Here is a 19,755-nt window from a genome sequence, read left to right as displayed (position 1 = left end):
GGTGGATCTTATGACTAACATAGAAAAATTAGAAAGCAAAATACGTTCCTATAATCCTCAAGCGGATTTAAAATTAATACGGGATGCCTATGAATTTGCAAAAAATGCCCATGACGGTCAGCATAGAGCGTCAGGGGAGCTTTTCATTTTCCACCCCTTGGAAGTTGCAATGATTCTGGCGGATTTAGAATTGGATACTGTTACGGTAGCAGCCGGTTTGCTTCATGATGTGGTAGAAGATACACAATATACCATAGAAGAAATAGAGAAGATTTTTGGACCAGAAATTGCATTACTGGTGGATGGTGTAACAAAATTAGGTAAACTGGAGTTCAAGTCGAAGGAAGAGCAGCAGGCAGAGAATCTAAGGAAAATGTTGCTGGCAATGGCAAAGGATATAAGGATAATATTAATAAAATTGGCCGACAGGCTTCACAATATGCGAACTTTAAAATCTATGCCAGAAGAAAAACAAAAGGAAAAAGCCATAGAGACTTTAGAAATATTTGCACCCCTGGCACATCGGCTGGGTATATCGAAAATTAAATGGGAACTGGAGGACCTTGCTTTTAGATTCCTGGAGCCCGAGCATTATTACGATCTGGTCGATAAAGTCGCAAAGAAGAGAAAAGAAAGGGAAGAGCACATAAATGAGATGATAAATATTCTCAAACAAAAATTAGAATCATCAGGCATTAAAGCTGATATTCAGGGAAGACCCAAGCATTTTTATAGCATATATAAAAAGATGAAAGAACAAAACAAAACCTTTGATCAGATTTATGACCTCACGGCGGTAAGGGTTATTGTAGAAAATGTGAGGGAATGTTATGCAGCGCTGGGTGTAGTCCATACTTTGTGGAAACCAATACCCGGCAGATTTAAGGACTATATTGCTATGCCAAAACCCAATATGTACCAATCCCTTCATACAACAGTAATTGATTCAAAAGGAGAACCCTTAGAAATTCAGATAAGAACTTATGAAATGCATAAAACTGCGGAATACGGAATTGCAGCCCACTGGCGTTATAAAGAGGGCTCTAAAATTGATGAGTTTGACAAAAAACTTTCCTGGCTAAGAGAAATTTTGGACTGGCAGCGGGAGTTAAAAGATGCAAAGGAGTTTATGGAATCGTTAAAACTGGACCTTTTTACCGATGAGGTATATGTATTTACTCCTAAAGGAGATGTTATTAATCTTCCGGCAGGTTCATGCCCAATTGATTTTGCTTATAGAATACACACCGATATTGGCAATCGATGTATAGGCGCAAAGGTAAACGGTAAAATGGTCCCTTTAGATTATAGACTTGCAAATGGAGACATAGTTGAGATACTTACATCTTCCCACAGCAGCGGACCAAGCAGGGATTGGTTGAAATTTGTTAAATCAGCACAGGCACGAAGCAAAATAAAACAGTGGTTCAAAAAAGAAAGAAGAGAGGAGAACATCACAAGAGGCAAGGAGCTTTTAGAAAAGGAAGCAAAAAGACAGGGGTATGATTTGTACCAGCTCATTAAACATGACTTTATGGAAGGGTTATTAAAAAAGCTGAGTATGCAGAATTTAGAAGACCTTTTTGCGGCTATAGGATTGGGTGGAATTTCACCCGTTCAGGCTTTTCAAAGGATATTAGATGAGTACAAAAAGACTGTTAAAGCCGAAAAGCCCAGTGTTGAAGAAAAAATCAGCCCCAAATCCAAAAAACAGGTTATTTCAAAAGAAGCCGTTATAGTTGAAGGAATAGATAATATTCTCGTCAAATTTTCGCGATGCTGTAACCCCGTACCCGGTGATAAAATAGTTGGATACATTACAAGGGGCAGAGGGGTATCCATTCACAGGTTTGATTGTCCTAATGTTCAAAATAACCAGTACAAAGAAAGACTTATTGAGGTTAAATGGGATACCTTCAAAGAAAATTCTTATCCTGTAGAAATTGAGGCATCTGCTTATGATAGACCTGGCGTCCTTTCGGATGTAATTAATCTAATAGGAGATATGAAAACCACCATAGATGCTGTAAATGCCAGAGCAACCAAAAATGGAATTGCTGTAATTGATCTTGTTCTCGAAATTAAAGACAAGCAACATCTTGAAAATGTTATTCAAAAATTAAAAAAGATAAATGGAGTATTTGAGGTAAAGAGGGTTATGAATCAGTAGAAGGGAGAAGTATTAAAAATGAGGGCAGTTGTTCAAAGGGTATCAAGAGCAATGGTAGAGGTAGAAGAAAAAGTTGTTTCTTCAATAAACAGGGGAATACTGGTTTTTTTAGGTGTGGGAGAGGAAGATGCCCTGGAGGACGCAGAATATTTGGCAGATAAAATAATTAACCTCAGAATTTTTGAAGACGAAAAGGGTAAAATGAACCTTTCTGTACTGGATGTGGGAGGAGAGGTTCTGGTAGTATCTCAATTTACCCTTTACGGTGATGTGCGAAAAGGTAAAAGGCCAAGCTTTACTATGGCAGCTCCTCAGGATAAAGCTATATACTTATACGAAGAGTTTGTTAGATTCTGCAGGGAAAAAACAGAGAACGTAAAAACCGGGCAATTTCAGGCTCATATGATAGTGAAGCTGGAAAATGACGGCCCGGTCACGATATTGCTGGATTCAAAAAAGACTTTTTAAAAATTTCGGGAGGATAAAAAATGTTTCTGGAAACATTACAGGTAGGTCCTCTTTTAGCGAATTGCTACATTATTGGCTGTAAAAAAACAAATAAAGCGGTGTGTATCGATCCCGGAGGTAATCCCGAAAAAATTTTAAATGTGATATTTGAAAAGGGGCTTGATTTGACCCATATTATATTAACTCACGGGCACTGTGACCACATTGAAGGATCTGATTATCTAAGAGAAAGGACAAATGCCCTGCTTTTCATTCATGAAAAGGATAAAGATATGATAACAAATCCTGAAAAAAATCTTTCTATATTTTTAGGCAGGGGCTTTGGCTTGAAAGAGGCGGATAATTTTCTAAAGGATGGGGATAATATTCTAATAGGAGAAATGAGGTTGGAAATTTTGCATACTCCGGGACATACGCCGGGGAGTATTTCCATCAAGATTGAAGATTTGCTTTTTACGGGAGATACATTGTTTGCCGGGTCTATTGGGAGAACGGATTTTCCGGGCGGTTCTTACAGCATGCTTAAAAAATCTATATTAGAAAAAATTCTTCCCTTAGGAGATGAAATAAAAATTTTTCCCGGACATGGTATATCATCCACTATTGGAGAGGAAAAAATGACCAACCCCTTTTTAAGGTAATTTCCCGTAATTTAATGGGGAACGGAGGGGTAATTACGACCAGGAAAAAAAGTAAGATGAAACTATATTCCCACGAGGAAGAATTGCAGGAGATTGCAGAACTTTTTGAAGAAGGATTAAAAGATGAAGAAATAGCCGATGATATAAAAATCGACGTAAAAGTGGTGAAGGGATTAAGAGAAAAATTCAGTGAAACGGATGAATACGAAAATAATCCTTTCAAAATTTTTTATAAAAAAGGAAAAAAATAGACTCGAGGGGAATTCCTCGAGTCTATTTAAATATTATTCGGGTTTCTTGCCCACCTTAACGGTTAAGTACATCTGCCTGCCATCCCTTAGTATCAATAATACCAGCGTATCGTTTACCTTTGAATTTTTGATAATATTTACTACATCGTTTGCATTTTTCACAGAATTATTATTTACTTTAAGGATTATGTCTCCTTCCCTTAATCCTGCCGTATATGCAGGACTTCCAGGCTGCACATAGCTTATAAGTGCTCCGTCGGTATTTTTTAAGTTGAAATATTTAGCTAAATCTTCAGTTATATCCTGAAGCCCTACGCCAATGTAAGGACGGGTTATGCCGCCCTTTTTGAGCTCGTCCAGAACGTTTTTTACAGTGTTTATTGGTATTGCAAAACCAATCCCCTGAGCTTCAGCATTTATCGCAGTATTGATTCCTATAACCTCTCCTTCTAACGAAATTAAAGGACCACCGCTATTTCCGGGGTTAATAGCTGCATCCGTCTGAATAAGGTTTGTATACACCCTTTGTTTACCTGATTTATCCGGAATTGTGATAGGACGTCCCTTTGCGCTGATTACTCCTACCGTAACTGTGTGGTCTAACCTGTAAGGATTGCCTATAGCTATTACCCAGTCACCGACCCGCATTTTGTCCGAATCACCCATGGGGATGTAGGGTAAAGCTTTTGAGGAATTTATTTTTAATACTGCTAAGTCAAGATCAAAATCTTTTCCAACAATTTGCGCTTTAAAGGGTTTATCGTATCCTTTTACTGTCACCGATACCTCAGTAGCACCGGATATAACGTGCTCGTTGGTTAAAATATATCCATCGGGACTTATGATAAATCCTGAACCTACACTTTTATTGATTTTTGAGGGGGTAGGAATATCTTCGAAAAAGAAACGGAAAAAAGGATCGTCAATAAAGGGGTTATAAGAACTTTGTGTTTGGACGGTGGTTTCTATGAAAACTACCGCGTCGCTTACTTTATCCACGATATCGGGAATGCTGGGCAATGAATAAGGTGTAGGGGAAAAGGATGAATTTGTTGCGTAGTTTCCAGCTTTAACGGATTTTGATGGATAAAAGAAATTATATGCGAAAAATCCTCCGGTAACTACACCTATCCCCAGTGCAAATCCGATAAGCACTGCAACAAAGTATTTATATCTGTTAAAAACCTTCATAACTGATTAACCTCCTTTTAAAAGTTTTTTAATACAATCTATTTTAATACCTTTTTCATGGTTAATTTTACAGCAAGAATTTATAAATTGTGTGTAAATTTTGTTAGGATTTTGTGAAATTTTTACTTCATATTTTATCCTAAATTATTGACATTAATTTATATTTTAAATATATTGTTTATCAGTAGCAAATTTATAAAGGGGCTGATGAAATGCTAACTAAGGCGCCGAGAGGGACAAAGGACATACTCCCCGATGAAATAAATAAGTGGCAATTTTTAGAGAGTGAATTCAGAAAGATATGTGATATTTTTGGTTATAAAGAAATAAGGACTCCTACCTTCGAACACACGGAACTATTTTTAAGAGGAGTGGGCGAAACAACCGATATAGTAGAAAAAGAAATGTATACTTTTAACGATAAGTCAGGGAGAAGCTTAACATTAAAACCGGAAGGTACTGCGGCCTGTGCAAGAGCTCTTATAGAGCATAAACTTTACAATCAATCCCTGCCCTTAAAATTATATTATATCATTCCCGGATTTAGATACGAAAGACCTCAAGCGGGAAGATTGAGAGAATTTCATCAATTCGGCGTTGAGGTCTTTGGATCGGATAACGCTGCGGTAGATGTAGAGGTAATAGGATTAGCTATGATGTTTTTGAAAGGTCTTGGATTGGAAGATTTAGATTTAAGGATAAATACCCTTGGATGCAGTAAATGCAGGGGAAACTACCGGGAAGCTTTAAAGAATTACTTTTCTTTTAAAAGGGAAAGTTTGTGCGATACTTGCAGGGCAAGATTAGAGAGAAATCCTCTGAGGATTTTAGATTGTAAAAACGATAATTGTAAACAAATACTTGGAGAATCCCCTAAAATTTTAGATTTTTTATGCGATGAATGTAAGGATCATTTTGAAAAGGTAAAAAGACTGTTATATTCTCTAAAAATAGATTTTGCGGTAGATCCAATGATAGTTAGAGGACTTGATTATTACACTAAAACTGTATTTGAAATAATATCTAAGGATTTAGGAGCTCAGAATACTATTTGCGGAGGAGGAAGATACGACGGTCTTGTTGAAGAATGCGGGGGTCCTCATATTCCGGCAGCGGGTTTTGGAATGGGAATAGAGAGGCTTATAAATGTTCTTGAAAACAGAGGTCTTTTGAATCTGCCTCAAAAAGGAGTGGATGTTTTTTTAGCTGTACTCGATGATGAAAGTTTTGAAACTGCATATAAATTGTTATTTGAATTAAGAGGAAAAGGATTATCCGCGGAAATAGATTACATGAACAGAAGTTTAAAGGGGCAAATGAAATATGCGGATAAACTAAAAGCAAAATTTGCAATTTTTGTAGGCGAAGAAGAAATTAAAAATAATTTTCTTACAGTAAAAGATTTATCTAATGGAGAACAGCGGAAGTTAAGCGATAAAGATTTATTTGAATTTTTATTTAATAATATTAGAAAGGGTTGTTGTTAATGGAAGGAATGAAGAGAACTCATTCTTGCGGTAGTCTGGGTATGAAAGATGTGGGTAAAGAGGTTGTGCTAACCGGATGGGTACAAACAAGAAGGGATTTGGGAGGCGTTATATTTATTGATTTAAGAGATAGGAGCGGTATAGTACAGGTAGTTTTTAGCGAAGATTACAGCCAGGAAGCCTTTGAATTAGCGGGAGATCTAAGAAGTGAATACGTCATTGCCGTAAAAGGGGATGTAAAAGAAAGACCACAAGAGAACAAAAATCCCAAAATTGATACAGGAGACATTGAAGTATTTGTTAAAGAAATAAAAATATTGAGCCGCGCCAAAACTCCTCCTTTTCCAATTGAGGATAACATAAAAGTAGATGAAAGTCTAAGGCTGAAATACAGGTATTTAGATTTAAGAAGGCCTGTTATGCTAAATAACTTTATTTTTCGCCACAGGGTAAATAAGGCTATCAGGGATTTCCTTGATGGAGAAGGTTTCATAGAAGTAGAGACACCTATGCTTACAAGAAGTACCCCTGAAGGAGCAAGGGATTTTTTAGTTCCCAGCCGATTAAATCCGGGAACATTTTATGCGTTACCGCAATCGCCACAACTTTTTAAACAAATATTAATGGTATCGGGCATTGAACGCTATTATCAAATTGTTCGTTGCTTCAGAGATGAGGACCTAAGGGCTGATAGACAACCGGAATTCACACAGCTGGATATTGAAATGTCTTTTGTAGATGTGGATGATGTCATTGGTTTGAATGAGAGACTTATAAAATATGTTGTAGAGACGGTAAGTGGTAAAGAAATAAAGGTTCCCTTTAAACGAATTACATATAAAGAAGCGATGGAAAAATACGGCTCGGATAAACCGGATTTGAGATTTGGCCTGGAGATTATTGATGTTACTGAAGAAATCAAAAACAGCGAGTTCAAAGTCTTTAGAGAGGTAGCGGAAAAAGGAGGAAGGGTTAGAGGAATTAACATAGAAGACGGAGCAAATATATTTTCCAGAAAAGGAATAGACGAGCTGGTGGAAAAGGCAAAAGAATTCGGAGCAAAAGGCCTTGCCTGGATCGTTCTTGCTTCGGAAGGTATAAAATCTCCTATAGCGAAGTTTTTTAAGGAAGAAGAGCTAAAGAGTATAGTAGAAAAAATGAGAGCAAAAACGGGAGATTTGCTTATTTTTATTGCAGATGAGAATGAAAACCTGGTCGCTCAACAGATGGGACAAATGAGATTATATCTGGGGAAGACTTTGAATCTGATTGATAAAAATGCATTGGAATTTTTATGGGTAGTAGAGTTTCCTCTTTTAGAGTGGGATGAGGAAGAAAAGAGATTTGTTGCGATGCATCATCCTTTTACTTCTCCTATGGATGAAGACATCCCGCTTCTGGATACTTCACCGGAAAAAGTGCGGGCAAAGGCTTATGATATAGTTTTGAATGGGGTTGAGCTGGGAGGAGGAAGTATTAGAATTTATAGAACTGAACTTCAGGAGAAAATGTTTGAAATACTTGGTTTTACCCGGGAGAGGGCGTGGAATAATTTTGGGTTCCTTCTTAAAGCTTTTGAGTACGGAACACCTCCTCACGGAGGAATTGCCTATGGACTTGACAGGATGGTAATGCTTCTTTTAGGGTTGGAAAGCATTAGAGATTGCATTGCTTTTCCAAAGACGCAAAACGGCACTTGTTTGCTGACAGAAGCACCTGCAAAAGTAGAGCCGAAGCAATTGAGGGAGCTGCATATAAAAATTGACGCCTGAAATTGGAAAAGCCCTTATCTTGATATTGAGATAGTGGTGTGATAATATAATAATAAAAGAAGGATTCCCTGCTGTGTGCGTGGAACCTGACAGAGGAAAGAGCCAACACCATGACATCGGGAGCCCGGGCTCTAAATGTGGAATGCATGCCCTTTGTTAAGGGAAGCAAGAAGCATTTAGGAGGGCACCCACCTTTGGAGAGAGGGTCTCTGTTCCTTGTCAGTACACGGCATGGCGGGGATTTTTTTATTTTATAATAGATTGCCAAAGAAGAATTAAAATAATATAATTATAATTGAAAGGTTATACCCTTATGGGGTATATAAAGGAGGGGGATTCTTTGGAGCACCATCATTGCTCTTATCTTAATAAAAAAGAAAATATTAAAGTTAGACTTTCAAGGATTGAAGGCCAAATAAAGGGTATTGAAAAAATGATTGAAGAAGGAAAATACTGTGTAGATGTATTAAATCAAATTGCTGCTGTTAGGGCAGCTTTAAAAAAAGTAGGACTAATAATATTAAGAGAACATACAAAGGGATGTGTATTAAATTCTAAAGGTACTCATGAAGAGGAAGAAAAAATTAATGAACTCATGGAATTAATTGAAAAATTTTTAAAATGAGGTGAATTTTATGCGGGAAAAAGCATTGGTCTTAAGAAAAGTAAATGACGAAGCGGAATTAGAAGTTTTAAGGGGATCGGCCTGCGGTTCCTGCAAGGGGTGCCCCGAAAGCTCAAAGAAGAAAAGATTGATAGTTTGGGCTAAAGATACTATCGGAGTCGAAAGCGGACAGCTTGTAGAAATTGAAATGGAAGCGAAAGGAGTAATTTCTGCTACATTTATAATGTATCTTTTTCCTTTAATAGTATTTTTGTTAGGTGTGGCAGGTGGATATGAATTTGCGCCTTTATTGAATATAAAACTTAAAGAGCCCTTTGCCTTATTGACCGGAATAATAGGATTGGCAATTTCATATCTATTTATTTACCTTAACAATCGAAGGTTTGAAAAAAGCCAGATTTATAAAAGCAAAATTGTAAATATTATTGATAAATTTAGTAAATAATGATTAATGTAATTGACAAGGATTAACATTTTCTATATAATTCTTCTCAAATGCGTAGCTGTATGGAGGTTATTTGATATGATGAGCAGCAATGAGATAAGGGAAAAGTTTTTAAGTTTTTTTGAGAGCAAAGGGCACCAAAGAGTTCCCAGTTCATCCTTGGTACCTCATAATGATCCCACATTATTATTTACAAATGCAGGAATGAATCAATTTAAAGATGTATTCTTAGGCATAAAGAAATTACCCTACACAAGAGCCACTACCGCACAAAAATGCGTAAGAGCTGGTGGTAAGCATAATGATTTGGATAGCGTTGGCAGAACTGCAAGACATCACACATTTTTTGAGATGCTGGGCAATTTTTCCTTTGGGGATTATTTTAAAAAAGAAGCCATCGCTTATGCGTGGGAATTCTTGACCGAGGTATTGATGCTCCCTAAGGAAAAACTCTGGGTAAGCATCTATGAAAAAGATGACGAAGCTTTTTATTTATGGCAGGAAGTAGCCAAAATTCCTCCGGAAAAAATTGTACGTATGAGTGAAAAAGATAACTTCTGGGCAATGGGGGATACGGGTCCATGCGGTCCTTGCAGTGAAATATATATCGATCGCGGTGAGGAACACAGGTGTGATAGTCCTGAGTGTAAATTGGGTGTTTGTGATTGTGACAGGTGGAGAGAACTCTGGAACTTAGTGTTTATGCAGTATAACAGGGATGAAGAAGGAAATTTAACTCCTCTTCCCAAACCCAGCATTGATACGGGTATGGGTCTTGAAAGAATAGCTACGGTTATGCAAAATGTTTACAGCAATTACGATACAGATCTTTTAAGGCCAATTATCGCGTTTGTAGAAAATATGACAGGTAAAAAATATTTTGGCGATGACAGGGGATTTCCATTTAGAGTTATAGCCGATCATATAAGGGCTGTTACTTTCCTCATAGCCGATGGCGTTCTTCCCGGGAATGAAGGCAGAAGTTATGTTCTGAGGAGAATTTTAAGAAGGGCTGCCAGATTCGGGAGAGAACTTGAATTGAATGATCCATTCTTGTATAAAATTGTACCCAAAGTTGTTGAACTGATGGGAGACGTGTACCCTGAAATTAAAAAGAGTCAGGATTACGTTCAAAGGGTTATAGAAAATGAAGAAATACGTTTTGGACAAACCCTTAGTGAAGGGCTAAGAATACTGAAAGAAGGCATAGCTGAATTAGAAAAGGATGGCAAGAAGACTTTACCGGGCGAAATGGCTTTTATGCTCTATGATACTTTCGGCTTTCCTTTGGATTTAACGGAGGATGTGGCGAGGGAAAAAGGTTTTGGCATTGATAAGAAAACCTTTGAAGAATTAATGGAAAAACAAAGGGAGAAAGCAAAAGCAGCAAGAAAAGAAGAATACCCGGTAGATGAGCTTTATGAAGTGCTGGCACCTTTGGATACCACAATATTCGTAGGTTACGACAGTTTAAAGGCAGAGGCACAGGTAAAAATGATTACTGTAGGAAAAGAACCCGTTACAGAATTGGATACCGGTAAAGAAGCCATTATAGTCCTCGATAGAACTCCTTTCTACGGCGAGAGCGGAGGACAGGTGGGAGATACAGGATATATATATAACGAAAATTTCAGGTTTAAAGTAATAGATACCAAGAAGACTCCTGATGGTAAAATATACCATATAGGCAAAGTGGAAGAAGGAACGGTGAGCATAAACGACAAAGTAAATGCTGAAGTAGACGAAATAAGAAGAAAAAATATTATGAGGAATCACAGTGCTACCCACCTGCTTCATAAAGCTTTAAAAATTGTTCTCGGCGATCACGTAAATCAGTCGGGTTCTCTGGTGGATTCTGAGAGATTACGTTTTGATTTTAATCATTATCAAGCCCTGACGGAAGAAGAAATTGAGAGAATTGAAAATATAGTAAATGAGGCGATTTTGGATAACCTTACGGTAAATATTAAGCATACCTCATTAAAGGAGGCTCAAGAAGAAGGAGCTATTGCACTATTTGGAGAGAAGTACGGGGAAAAGGTAAGAGTTGTAGCCATGGGGGATTTCAGCAAGGAGCTGTGCGGAGGAACCCATGTAAAAAGCACGGCAGAAATAGGACTTTTTAAGATTGTGTCTGAGGGAAGCATCGCAGCTGGAATTCGCAGAATAGAAGCGGTTACCGGTAAAAATTTAATAAATTTAATACGGGAAGATCAACGAGTTTTAGAAAGGACATCCAACTATTTAAAAGTTGGTGTTTACGAAATTCCGGAAAAAATACAGGATTTATTTACTCAATTGAAAGAAAAAGAACAGATCATTGATGAATTAAAGGATAAAGTATTAAATTACAAAGTAAAAGAAATACTGGAAAAAGTAGAAGAAGTAAAGGATGTAAAAGTTTTAATAAGCGAATTGGAGGATATGAATTTAGAGGATCTTAGAAAGATAAGTGATTTTATTAAAAACAGATTTAAACCTTCCTTAGTTATCCTGGCGTCTCAGAATGAGGGAAAAGCAGTATTTATTTGCGCCGCTACAAAGGATTTAGTAGATAGGGGAATTAATGCAGGAACTGTAATTAAAGAAGTAGCCCGTATTGCCGGTGGAAGCGGTGGTGGAAGGCCGGATTTTGCCCAGGCAGGCGGCAAATACCCTGAAAAAATTTCGGAAGCCCTGAATTTTGCCCGTAAATTTGTTGAAGACAGGTTATTATCCTGAGGGGGAGTAAAATGGAAAATTTTGATAAAACCATGATGTACAGGATCCAAAAAGATGATAAAAAATCGGTCAAGGAAATATTAGAAGAAGTATACAATGCCTTAAAAGAAAAAGGTTATAATCCCATAAATCAAATTGTCGGTTACCTTTTATCGGGTGATCCAGCTTATATTACGAGTTATAAAAATGCACGTAATTTGATCAGAAAAATTGAAAGAGACGAATTACTGGAGGAAATAATTAAAACATACCTTGGATTAGAATAGAGTATTATGAAAAGAAGAGGTATTGACTATGGAATATAAAAAACTCGGAAGCACAGATCTAATTGTCTCAAAACTTTGTTTTGGAGCTTTGACTATTGGTCCGCTTCAAGCAAATTTGCCCCTTGAAGAAGGGGCAAATTTAATTTGTGAAGCCTTTGAATTGGGTGTGAATTTTATTGATACAGCGGAGTATTACAAAAATTATGAATACATTAATTTAGCACTAAAAAAAATAAAGAATGAAATTATCATTGCTACAAAATCTTACGCTTATACATATGAAGGAATGAAAAAAAGTGTGGAAAAGGCAAGGAAAGAGATAGGCAAGGATTATATTGATATTTTTATGTTACACGAACAGGAATCCAGATTGACTTTACAGGGGCATAAAGAGGCTTTAGATTACCTATTGGAAGCCAAAGAAAAAGGGCTGATTAAAGCTACTGGTGTTTCTACTCATACGGTGGAGGTAGTAAGAACGGCAGCCCAGATGAAGGAAATCGATGTAATTCAGCCTTTAATAAATTTTAAAGGAATTGGAATTAAAGATGGGACAATAGAAGATATGCTAAAGGCTATTGTATATGCATATACTAAAGGTAAAGGTATTTACGGAATGAAATGCTTGGGTGGAGGAAATCTAATAAAGGAAAAAGAAAAAGCTTTTGAATTTGTTTTAAATATTCCCTACCTTCATTCCATCGCTGTTGGAATAAAATCAAAATCAGAACTTATTGCAAATATTCACATTTTTGAAGGAAAAAAAGTGCCGGCTGATGTGGAAAAAATTTTATTGAAAGAAAAAAGAAGGCTAATAATTGAAGAATGGTGCGAGGGATGCGGAAATTGTGTAAGTAGATGTAGATATAATGCTCTTTCGGTATATGGCAAAAAAGTTTATGTAGATGAAAACAAATGTATTTTATGCGGTTACTGTGCTGGTGCCTGCCCTGAATTTTGTATAAAAATTGTTTAAAAGGGGCAATTATAAAATGCGTGTATTAGGACTGGATGTAGGAGAAAAAAGGATAGGTATCGCCATATCCGATGAACTTGGAATTACCTCAAGAGGGCTAATGGTTCTGGAAAGAAAAGGTTTTAATGAGGATGTAAAAAAAGTAGTAGAAATTGCAGAAAAAAATTGCGTTGATAAAATAGTCATTGGACTACCTGTAAACATGAATGGCACCTACGGAAAAGGAGTAGAAAATGTAAAAAAGTTTGGAGAAAAGCTAAAGTCAATATACAATGCACAAGTAATTTATTGGGATGAAAGATTGACCACAGTAGCAGCACAAAAAGTACTGATAGATGCAGATATTTCAAGAAAAAAAAGGAAGGGAGTGATTGATAAATTAGCTGCCGTTTTGATTTTGCAAAGTTTTCTGGATTACCTTCATAATATTGACAGTAATGGCAAATTACTATAAAATGGTGTTAATTTAATATATCGAGGTGAATTGATATGGATGAAAGAGAAACTATAACCCTTTATGATGATGAAGGTAATGAAACGGAGTTTGAAGTTTTAGGTGTTGTCAACGTAGAAGACAACGACTATGCAATTCTCTTACCGGTAAATGAAGAGGATGAAGAAACCGCGTATATTTTCAGGATCGACACGGATGAGGACGGAGAAGAATTCTTAACAGAAGTGGAAGATGAAGAAGAGTTTGAAAAGGTAAGGGAAGCATGGGAAAACCTTCAAGAAGGCGACTTTGATTTTGAAGACGAAGATTATGAAGATGAGGACTTTGAGGACGAAGATTTTGATGATGAAGATGAGTAAAAAAGTATTGACATTTTAACTAATTACTATTATAATTTTTCTCAACACAACTTTAATATAAAAAAGCGATGACGAGGAAAATTAAAGGATTTACCTTAAAGAGAGCCGGTGGTTGGTGTAAACCGGCAGGTATCCTTTATTTCCGCCTCAGAGTGCTGGTGAAGAACCGGACGGTTTAGCCGTTAACAAAAATGAGCGTGCATATAATTAGGGTGGCACCGCGGTGAAAAAAACCGCCCCTTTCAAGGGGCGGTTTTTTTATATCCACTTAATTTAAAAAAATAAATAATTAATTTATTAAAATACTAAATTAAATAATTATTTTTTCGTAAGTAATAAAAAAGTAATAAAATTGGGAGGGATTACGAATGAAAAAATCAAGACTAAGGGTTCCCGGTCCCACTGAAGTGCCGGAAAAAGTTTTAAACAAAATGGCTCTCCCCATGATAAATCACAGGGGAGAAGAATTCAGAAATCTGTTATTGAAGGTTTCTGAGGAAATAAAATATGTATTCCAAACCCAAAATGATGTACTTATATTTCCTTCGGCAGGCACAGGTGTTATGGAGGCTGCAATTGCGAATTTCTTTTCCCCCGGTGATCATATTGTTTCTTTCCAGTGCGGTGTTTTTGGAGAGAGGTTTGCAGAAATAGCAGAGAGTTACGGTGCAAAGGTGGAAGCGATTAAGGTGGATTATGGTAAGCCAATAACAAAAGAAATTGTAAAGGAAAGAATAAGCAAAGATAAAAATAATGAAATAAAAGGCATACTTTTTACTCAAAATGAAACTTCTACGGGAGTATTAAACAATATTAAAGAATTAAGAGAAGCTATAGGAGATCATCCGGCACTGGTAATTGTGGATGCGATAAGCTCTTTGGGAGCCGTTGAGTTAAAAACCGATGAATGGGGAATAGATGTGGTGGTCTCTTCATCTCAGAAGGCTTTTATGCTTCCGCCCGGATTAGGGTTTATCAGTGTAAGTGAAAAAGCCTGGAAGGCATATGAAAATTCGAAAATGCCAAAGTACTATTTCGATATTAAGAATGCAAAAAATAGTTTAAAGAAAGGAGAAACTCCTTATACCCCCTTTGTTTCGCTGATTTATGCTCTTGAAGAATCTTTGAAAATTATTAAAAATGAGGGACTGGAGAATATAATAAAAGAACACATAAGGCTTTCAAAAGCTCTGCGCGAAGGCGTAAAAGCGATAGGATTAAAACTTTTTGTAGAAGATGAATACGCATCTCCTACGGTTACAGCAGTAGAAATTCCAGAAGAACGCAAAGATTTACAAAAGTTTTTAAAAAACAAATTTAATATTACGGTAGCAGGTGGTCAGGATAGCTTGAAGGATAAGATTATCAGAATTGGACACTTGGGGTATGTAGATTTTTTGGATATAATAGCGGTTATATCTGCATTGGAAATGGCAGTAGGTGATGAAAGACTTTTTGGAAAGGGAGTAAAAGCAGCAGAAAAAATATATTTAGAAGGAGGGCTATAAAATGAACAAAAGGAAAGTTCTTGTGGCCGATAAACTTTCGGAAGAAGGTATTGATCTATTAAAAAAAGAACTTGAGGTAGAGGTAAAAACAGGCCTTAATGAAGATGAACTGGTAAAAATTATTAAAGATTACGATGCTCTGATAGTGAGAAGTGCTACGAAGGTAACCAGGAGAATTATAGAAAACAGCCGTTTGAAAGTTATTGGCAGAGCGGGGGTGGGGGTGGATAATATAGATGTGGAGGCCGCTACAGAACGAGGAATACTTGTGGTGAATGCTCCTTTTAGCAATACTATCGCAGCCTGTGAACTAACATTGGGACTAATGTTTTCTCTCGTCAGAAACATTCCTCAGGCAAATCAGAGCATAAAAGAGGGGAAATGGGAAAAAAATAAATTTTTAGGATTAGAACTTTATAAAAAAACCTTGGGTGTAATCGGCCTCGGCAGGATTGGGAGAGAAGTAGCAATCAGAGCAAAAGGACTCGGTATGAACGTAGTCGGTTACGATCCGTACATAGCAAAGTCCACAGCAGCGCAGATTAAAATAAAAATGGCCAATCTTGATGAACTATTAAAAGTTTCCGATATAATTACTCTTCATACTCCATTGACAAAAGATACCTATCACTTAATTGATTTTAGAGAGTTTGAAATTATGAAAAAAGGAGTTTTTATAATAAACTGTGCCAGGGGAGGAATTATAAATGAAAGAGCCCTATACGAAAATTTGATAAATCAAAAAGTAGCGGGATGTGCACTGGATGTGTTTGAAAATGAACCTCCCGAGGATAATCCTTTACTGAAACTCCCGAATGTGATAGCTACACCCCATATAGGCGCTTCTACTAAGGAAGCTCAAAAAATGGTCTCAATAGAAATTGCGGAGGAAGTGATTAACGCCTTAAAAGGCGAACCTGTAAGAAGCTGTGTAAATGCCTTGACAAATTCTTTACAAAAGGAATATACTATTTAAGAAAAATTCTTTCGGGAGGGTCATGTTTGTCTAATATTGCTGAGGGCAATGGCAAAAAAGATTTAACCGAAGAAGAAAAAAGAAGGAAAATAAAGGAGTTTGAAGAGAAATTAAGAGATAGAGAATTAAAGATGACTCCTCAACGGAGGGCGACCTTAAATGTCTTTTTGGAAAATCCTTCGAAACATTTAAGCACCGAGGAAATTTACTCCCTTGTTAAAGAAAAATTCCCGGATATTGGAATTGCAACGGTTTACAGAACTCTTCAGTTATTTGACGAAAACGATATTATAAAGAAACTTAATTTCGGGGATGGTTGTTTCCGCTATGAATTGAGTCAGGAGGAGGATAAACATTCTCACCATCATCTTATGTGTTTGAGCTGTGGCAGGGTATTTGAATTTGATGAGGATTTGCTGGATGATCTGGAAAGAGAGATAGAAAAAAGAAATAACTTTGAAATAGTAGATCATGTGGTAAAATTTATAGGATATTGCAGCGAATGTAAAACAAAAAGTAAATAAAAGCTGTTGACTCCTTGTTAAGGTGTTAAGGTGTCAACAGCTTTTATGTTTTTAATACCTTTTCCTCAAAAATACTTTACTTATTTCTGCTGATGCAAAGGGGATTAGTCCAAAAACTATAATGTAAATCCAATCCTTTGCCGAAAGAAAAACAGTGTCGAAAATTTTATTCAGCGAAGGAATATACAAAACAGCAAGCAGCAATAGGAAGGATAGAGAAGTACCCAGGAGCATAAAGGAATTTGTGAAAAATCCGAGTTTAAAAATGGATTCTGTTTCCGAGCGGGATGTAAAAGCTCTTAGCAGTTCTCCAAATATTAATGTTGCAAAGGCGTAAGTGCGTGCTTTTTCAATGGAGAAATTTGAATTTAAAGCGAAGTAAAAAACTCCAAGTATCGAAATTGTCATAAATATGCTCTGCACAGCAATCTGAATCTTCATTTTCTTATCCATAATAGGCTCTTCTGGTTTTCTCGGTGGAATTTCCATTATATAATCTTCTTTTTTCTCCATACCAAGGGCTAAAGCCGGAAATGCATCAGTAAGAAGATTTAGCCATAAAAGTTGAATTGGCTTTAGAGGAACTGGCATACCTATGAGCATAGCTGTAAATATAATTAAAATTTCGGCTATATTGCAGGAAAGAAGGAAAAAGATAAATTTTCTAATGTTAGAATAAATTGTTCTGCCTTCTTCTACAGCTGATACGATGCTTGCGAAATTATCATCGGTCAGTATCATATCGGCGGTTTCTTTTGCTACATCTGTACCCGTAATACCCATTGCTATACCTATATCTGCCATTTTTAGAGCCGGGGCATCATTCACACCATCTCCGGTCATTGCTACGATATGATTATTTTTCTTAATGGCTTCGACAATTTTTAATTTATGAATAGGTGATACACGTGCATAGACATTAATATCTTTTGACAGAGAAGCTAATTCCTCCTCGGATAAATTGTCAAGTTCTGCTCCGGTGATTACCCTGGAATTGCCTTCGATAAGTCCTAATTCTCTTGCTATAGCTACTGCCGTATTTTTATAATCTCCGGTAATCATGACTGGTTTTATGCCGGCTTTTTTACACTTTTTGATAGCCTCTATGGATTCGGGGCGGGGTGGATCGATCATTCCTATAAGCCCAACAAAAATAAGTTCGGTCTCGATATTTTCAAAAGAAGTATCTTCGGGCAATTTGTCAAAGGGTCTATAAGCAAATGCAAGGACCCTTAAAGCATTTGAGGACAATTCTTCATTGATTCTTAAAATTTCCTCCCTGTCATTTAAAGACATGGGTTGGACCTTTCCATCCCTGTATATTTTTGTAGAAAGATCAAGTATTATATCGGGAGCACCTTTTGTAAAAGCGATAATACCTTCCGGTGTATTATGAAACGTTGTCATTCTTTTTCTATCGGAATCAAAGGGTATTTCTCCAATCCTCGGCATAAGTGTTTCCAGGTCATTTTTCGTAAAATTTGCTTTACACGCAGCCACTACCAGAGCGCCTTCCGTTGGGTCACCTACTATTCTATAAGTTTTTTCGTTTCCGTGTTCAAAACCGCTTTCTTCTAAGGAAGAATCATTGCATAAAGCGCCTATTTTTAGAAGCAACGAAAGGGATGAATCTTTTGAGGGATCTATTTTTTCTTTATTCAAAATAAAATCTCCTATGGGTTTATAACCTTCACCGGTAATATTATAAAGTTTGCCGCTGGTGAAGGCTTTCACTGCGGTCATTTGATTTTGAGTCAGGGTACCGGTTTTATCCGAACATATTACCGTTGTACTGCCGAGAGTTTCAACTGCGTGAAGTTTTTTTACCAGTGCATTCCTCTTAACCATTCTTTGCATTCCAAGGGCCAGCACTATGGTAACTATGGCCGGCAATCCTTCAGGAATAGCAGCAACAGCAAGGCTTACGGAAGTCATAAACATTTCCAGCAAAGGAATTCCTCTATATACACCGATTAAAAATACAAAACCGCAGATTAGAAGACTCACAATACCCAGGACCTTACCCAATTCCTGAAGCTTTTTTTGAAGGGGAGTTTCTTCCTCATCATAGGATTCTAACATTTTTGCAATCATACCGATTTCTGTATGCATGCCCGTAGATACTACAACACCTTTACCCCTTCCATAAGTAACGACGGTACCCATGAAAGCTGTGTTTTTTCTATCGCCCAAAGGGATTTCCTTGTTAAAGACGATATTGGCGTTTTTTTCTACAGGAACGGATTCTCCGGTCAGAGCGGCTTCATCAATTTTCAAGTTTAAGCTTTCTACTAACCTTAGATCAGCAGGAACATAATTTCCGGCTTCCAATAATACAATATCTCCAGGGACCAATTCTCTGGAAGGTACTGTTTTTATAGATCCATCCCTTATCACCCTTGCCTCGGGTGCTGCCATTTTTTTCAGAGCTTCCATTGCTTTACCGGCTTTGTACTCCTGAATTACTCCAATAATTGCATTTAAAACTACAATTAAAATAATGACAATTGAATCGGTAATTTCACCCATAAAAACCGAAATGATACTTGCTGCAATAAGTATTAGTACTAAAAAATCCTTAAATTGTGAAAGAAGCATTTCAAAGATAGTGGGTCCCTTTTTACCGATTAGTTCGTTGTAACCGAATTTTTCTAACCTTTTTTCTGCTTCATCGGTGGAAAGCCCCTTCTCGATATGGGTGTCTAAAATTTTTGAAACTTCTTCGTGGTGGATGGAATACCACCTTTTTTCCTGCAAACAAATCCCTCCTTTAATATTTATTATTCCTTTTTAAAACCCATTTAACTTACTTGGTTTTTAAAGGATATAAAGAGATTTAAATTTTGGGGAAATAAAAAGACCTTCGACACAGTAACAATGCTGTGCCGAAGGTCTTGCCATCCCGAATTAGGACGATAAAG

At 36.9% G+C, this 19,755-nt stretch carries 18 protein-coding genes, 1 other RNA gene and 1 other annotated feature; of the genes, 17 read left to right on the top strand and 2 right to left on the bottom strand.

Annotated elements, in window-relative coordinates:
• The first annotated feature begins 10 nt into the window (after positions 1–10).
• Genes ACPLOV_RS05045 through ACPLOV_RS05030 form a run of 4 tightly spaced genes read left to right on the top strand, consistent with a single transcriptional unit; the run spans position 11 to position 3,530 of the window.
• A complete protein-coding gene (locus ACPLOV_RS05045) occupies positions 11–2,170 on the top strand; it encodes a RelA/SpoT family protein (RefSeq protein ID WP_424909036.1) in 2,160 nt (719 codons plus the stop codon).
• Between the two features lie 18 nt (positions 2,171–2,188).
• Positions 2,189–2,638 (top strand): D-aminoacyl-tRNA deacylase, encoded by a 450-nt coding sequence (dtd, locus tag ACPLOV_RS05040; RefSeq protein WP_424910736.1) that lies wholly within the window; start codon positions 2,189–2,191, stop codon positions 2,636–2,638.
• A gap of 20 nt (positions 2,639–2,658) precedes the next feature.
• On the top strand, positions 2,659–3,279 hold the full coding sequence (locus tag ACPLOV_RS05035) for an MBL fold metallo-hydrolase (protein WP_424909038.1): 621 nt from the start codon (positions 2,659–2,661) through the stop codon (positions 3,277–3,279).
• A 56-nt stretch (positions 3,280–3,335) separates the two neighbouring features.
• Positions 3,336–3,530, top strand: a complete 195-nt coding sequence (locus ACPLOV_RS05030; RefSeq protein WP_424909039.1) for a hypothetical protein — start codon at positions 3,336–3,338, stop codon at positions 3,528–3,530.
• A 33-nt stretch (positions 3,531–3,563) separates the two neighbouring features.
• Here the strand turns inward: ACPLOV_RS05030 and ACPLOV_RS05025 are convergent, their stop codons facing one another.
• A complete protein-coding gene (locus ACPLOV_RS05025) occupies positions 3,564–4,721 on the bottom strand; it encodes a S1C family serine protease (RefSeq protein WP_424909040.1) in 1,158 nt (385 codons plus the stop codon).
• A gap of 212 nt (positions 4,722–4,933) precedes the next feature.
• On the opposite strand from ACPLOV_RS05025, the gene hisS reads away from it, so the two are divergent.
• The 13 genes from hisS (at position 4,934) to ACPLOV_RS04960 (ending at position 16,834) form a co-directional block, all read left to right on the top strand.
• The gene (hisS, locus tag ACPLOV_RS05020; RefSeq protein ID WP_424909041.1) at positions 4,934–6,208 is read left to right on the top strand and encodes a histidine--tRNA ligase; all 1,275 of its coding nucleotides are present in this window, start codon (positions 4,934–4,936) and stop codon (positions 6,206–6,208) included.
• Positions 6,208–7,980, top strand: coding sequence for an aspartate--tRNA ligase (gene aspS / locus ACPLOV_RS05015; protein ID WP_424909042.1), 1,773 nt, complete (start codon positions 6,208–6,210; stop codon positions 7,978–7,980). The genes hisS and aspS overlap by 1 nt, the downstream gene beginning before the upstream one ends.
• Positions 7,981–8,042: 62 nt before the next feature.
• Positions 8,043–8,225: non-coding RNA, 6S RNA (gene ssrS, locus ACPLOV_RS05010), on the top strand.
• 68 nt (positions 8,226–8,293) lie between these two features.
• A complete protein-coding gene (locus ACPLOV_RS05005; RefSeq protein ID WP_424909043.1) occupies positions 8,294–8,605 on the top strand; it encodes a metal-sensitive transcriptional regulator in 312 nt (103 codons plus the stop codon).
• Between the two features lie 10 nt (positions 8,606–8,615).
• A complete protein-coding gene (locus tag ACPLOV_RS05000; RefSeq protein ID WP_424909892.1) occupies positions 8,616–9,050 on the top strand; it encodes a SoxR reducing system RseC family protein in 435 nt (144 codons plus the stop codon).
• Positions 9,051–9,128: 78 nt separating this feature from the next.
• Positions 9,129–11,771 (top strand): alanine--tRNA ligase, encoded by a 2,643-nt coding sequence (gene alaS / locus ACPLOV_RS04995; RefSeq protein WP_424909893.1) that lies wholly within the window; start codon positions 9,129–9,131, stop codon positions 11,769–11,771.
• A gap of 11 nt (positions 11,772–11,782) precedes the next feature.
• Positions 11,783–12,037 (top strand): IreB family regulatory phosphoprotein, encoded by a 255-nt coding sequence (locus ACPLOV_RS04990; protein WP_068749290.1) that lies wholly within the window; start codon positions 11,783–11,785, stop codon positions 12,035–12,037.
• 28 nt (positions 12,038–12,065) lie between these two features.
• Entirely contained in the window at positions 12,066–13,013 is a 948-nt protein-coding gene (locus ACPLOV_RS04985) for an aldo/keto reductase (RefSeq protein ID WP_424909894.1), read from the top strand.
• Positions 13,014–13,029: 16 nt separating this feature from the next.
• A complete protein-coding gene (ruvX, locus tag ACPLOV_RS04980) occupies positions 13,030–13,467 on the top strand; it encodes a Holliday junction resolvase RuvX (protein WP_424909895.1) in 438 nt (145 codons plus the stop codon).
• 35 nt (positions 13,468–13,502) lie between these two features.
• Positions 13,503–13,826: a DUF1292 domain-containing protein gene (locus ACPLOV_RS04975; protein ID WP_068749287.1), complete on the top strand. Its 324-nt coding sequence runs from the start codon at positions 13,503–13,505 to the stop codon at positions 13,824–13,826.
• A 59-nt stretch (positions 13,827–13,885) separates the two neighbouring features.
• Positions 13,886–14,070: a binding site (T-box leader), on the top strand.
• A gap of 124 nt (positions 14,071–14,194) precedes the next feature.
• The gene (locus tag ACPLOV_RS04970; protein WP_424908328.1) at positions 14,195–15,334 is read left to right on the top strand and encodes a pyridoxal-phosphate-dependent aminotransferase family protein; all 1,140 of its coding nucleotides are present in this window, start codon (positions 14,195–14,197) and stop codon (positions 15,332–15,334) included.
• A gap of 1 nt (position 15,335) precedes the next feature.
• Positions 15,336–16,310: a phosphoglycerate dehydrogenase gene (serA, locus tag ACPLOV_RS04965; RefSeq protein WP_424908327.1), complete on the top strand. Its 975-nt coding sequence runs from the start codon at positions 15,336–15,338 to the stop codon at positions 16,308–16,310.
• A gap of 131 nt (positions 16,311–16,441) precedes the next feature.
• Positions 16,442–16,834 (top strand): Fur family transcriptional regulator, encoded by a 393-nt coding sequence (locus ACPLOV_RS04960; RefSeq protein ID WP_424908330.1) that lies wholly within the window; start codon positions 16,442–16,444, stop codon positions 16,832–16,834.
• Positions 16,835–16,885: 51 nt separating this feature from the next.
• Here the strand turns inward: ACPLOV_RS04960 and ACPLOV_RS04955 are convergent, their stop codons facing one another.
• Positions 16,886–19,591 carry a calcium-transporting P-type ATPase, PMR1-type gene (locus ACPLOV_RS04955; protein ID WP_424908326.1) on the bottom strand — a complete coding sequence of 902 codons (2,706 nt, stop codon included), beginning with the start codon at positions 19,589–19,591 and terminating at the stop codon, positions 16,886–16,888.
• Positions 19,592–19,755: the final 164 nt, after the last annotated feature.

The organism is Thermovenabulum sp. (assembly GCF_049723235.1).
Taxonomy (GTDB): Bacteria; Bacillota; Thermosediminibacteria; order Thermosediminibacterales; family Thermosediminibacteraceae; genus Thermovenabulum.
Note: the sequence above shows the minus strand (reverse complement) of the source record. Positions and strands in the feature narration are given on the sequence as shown.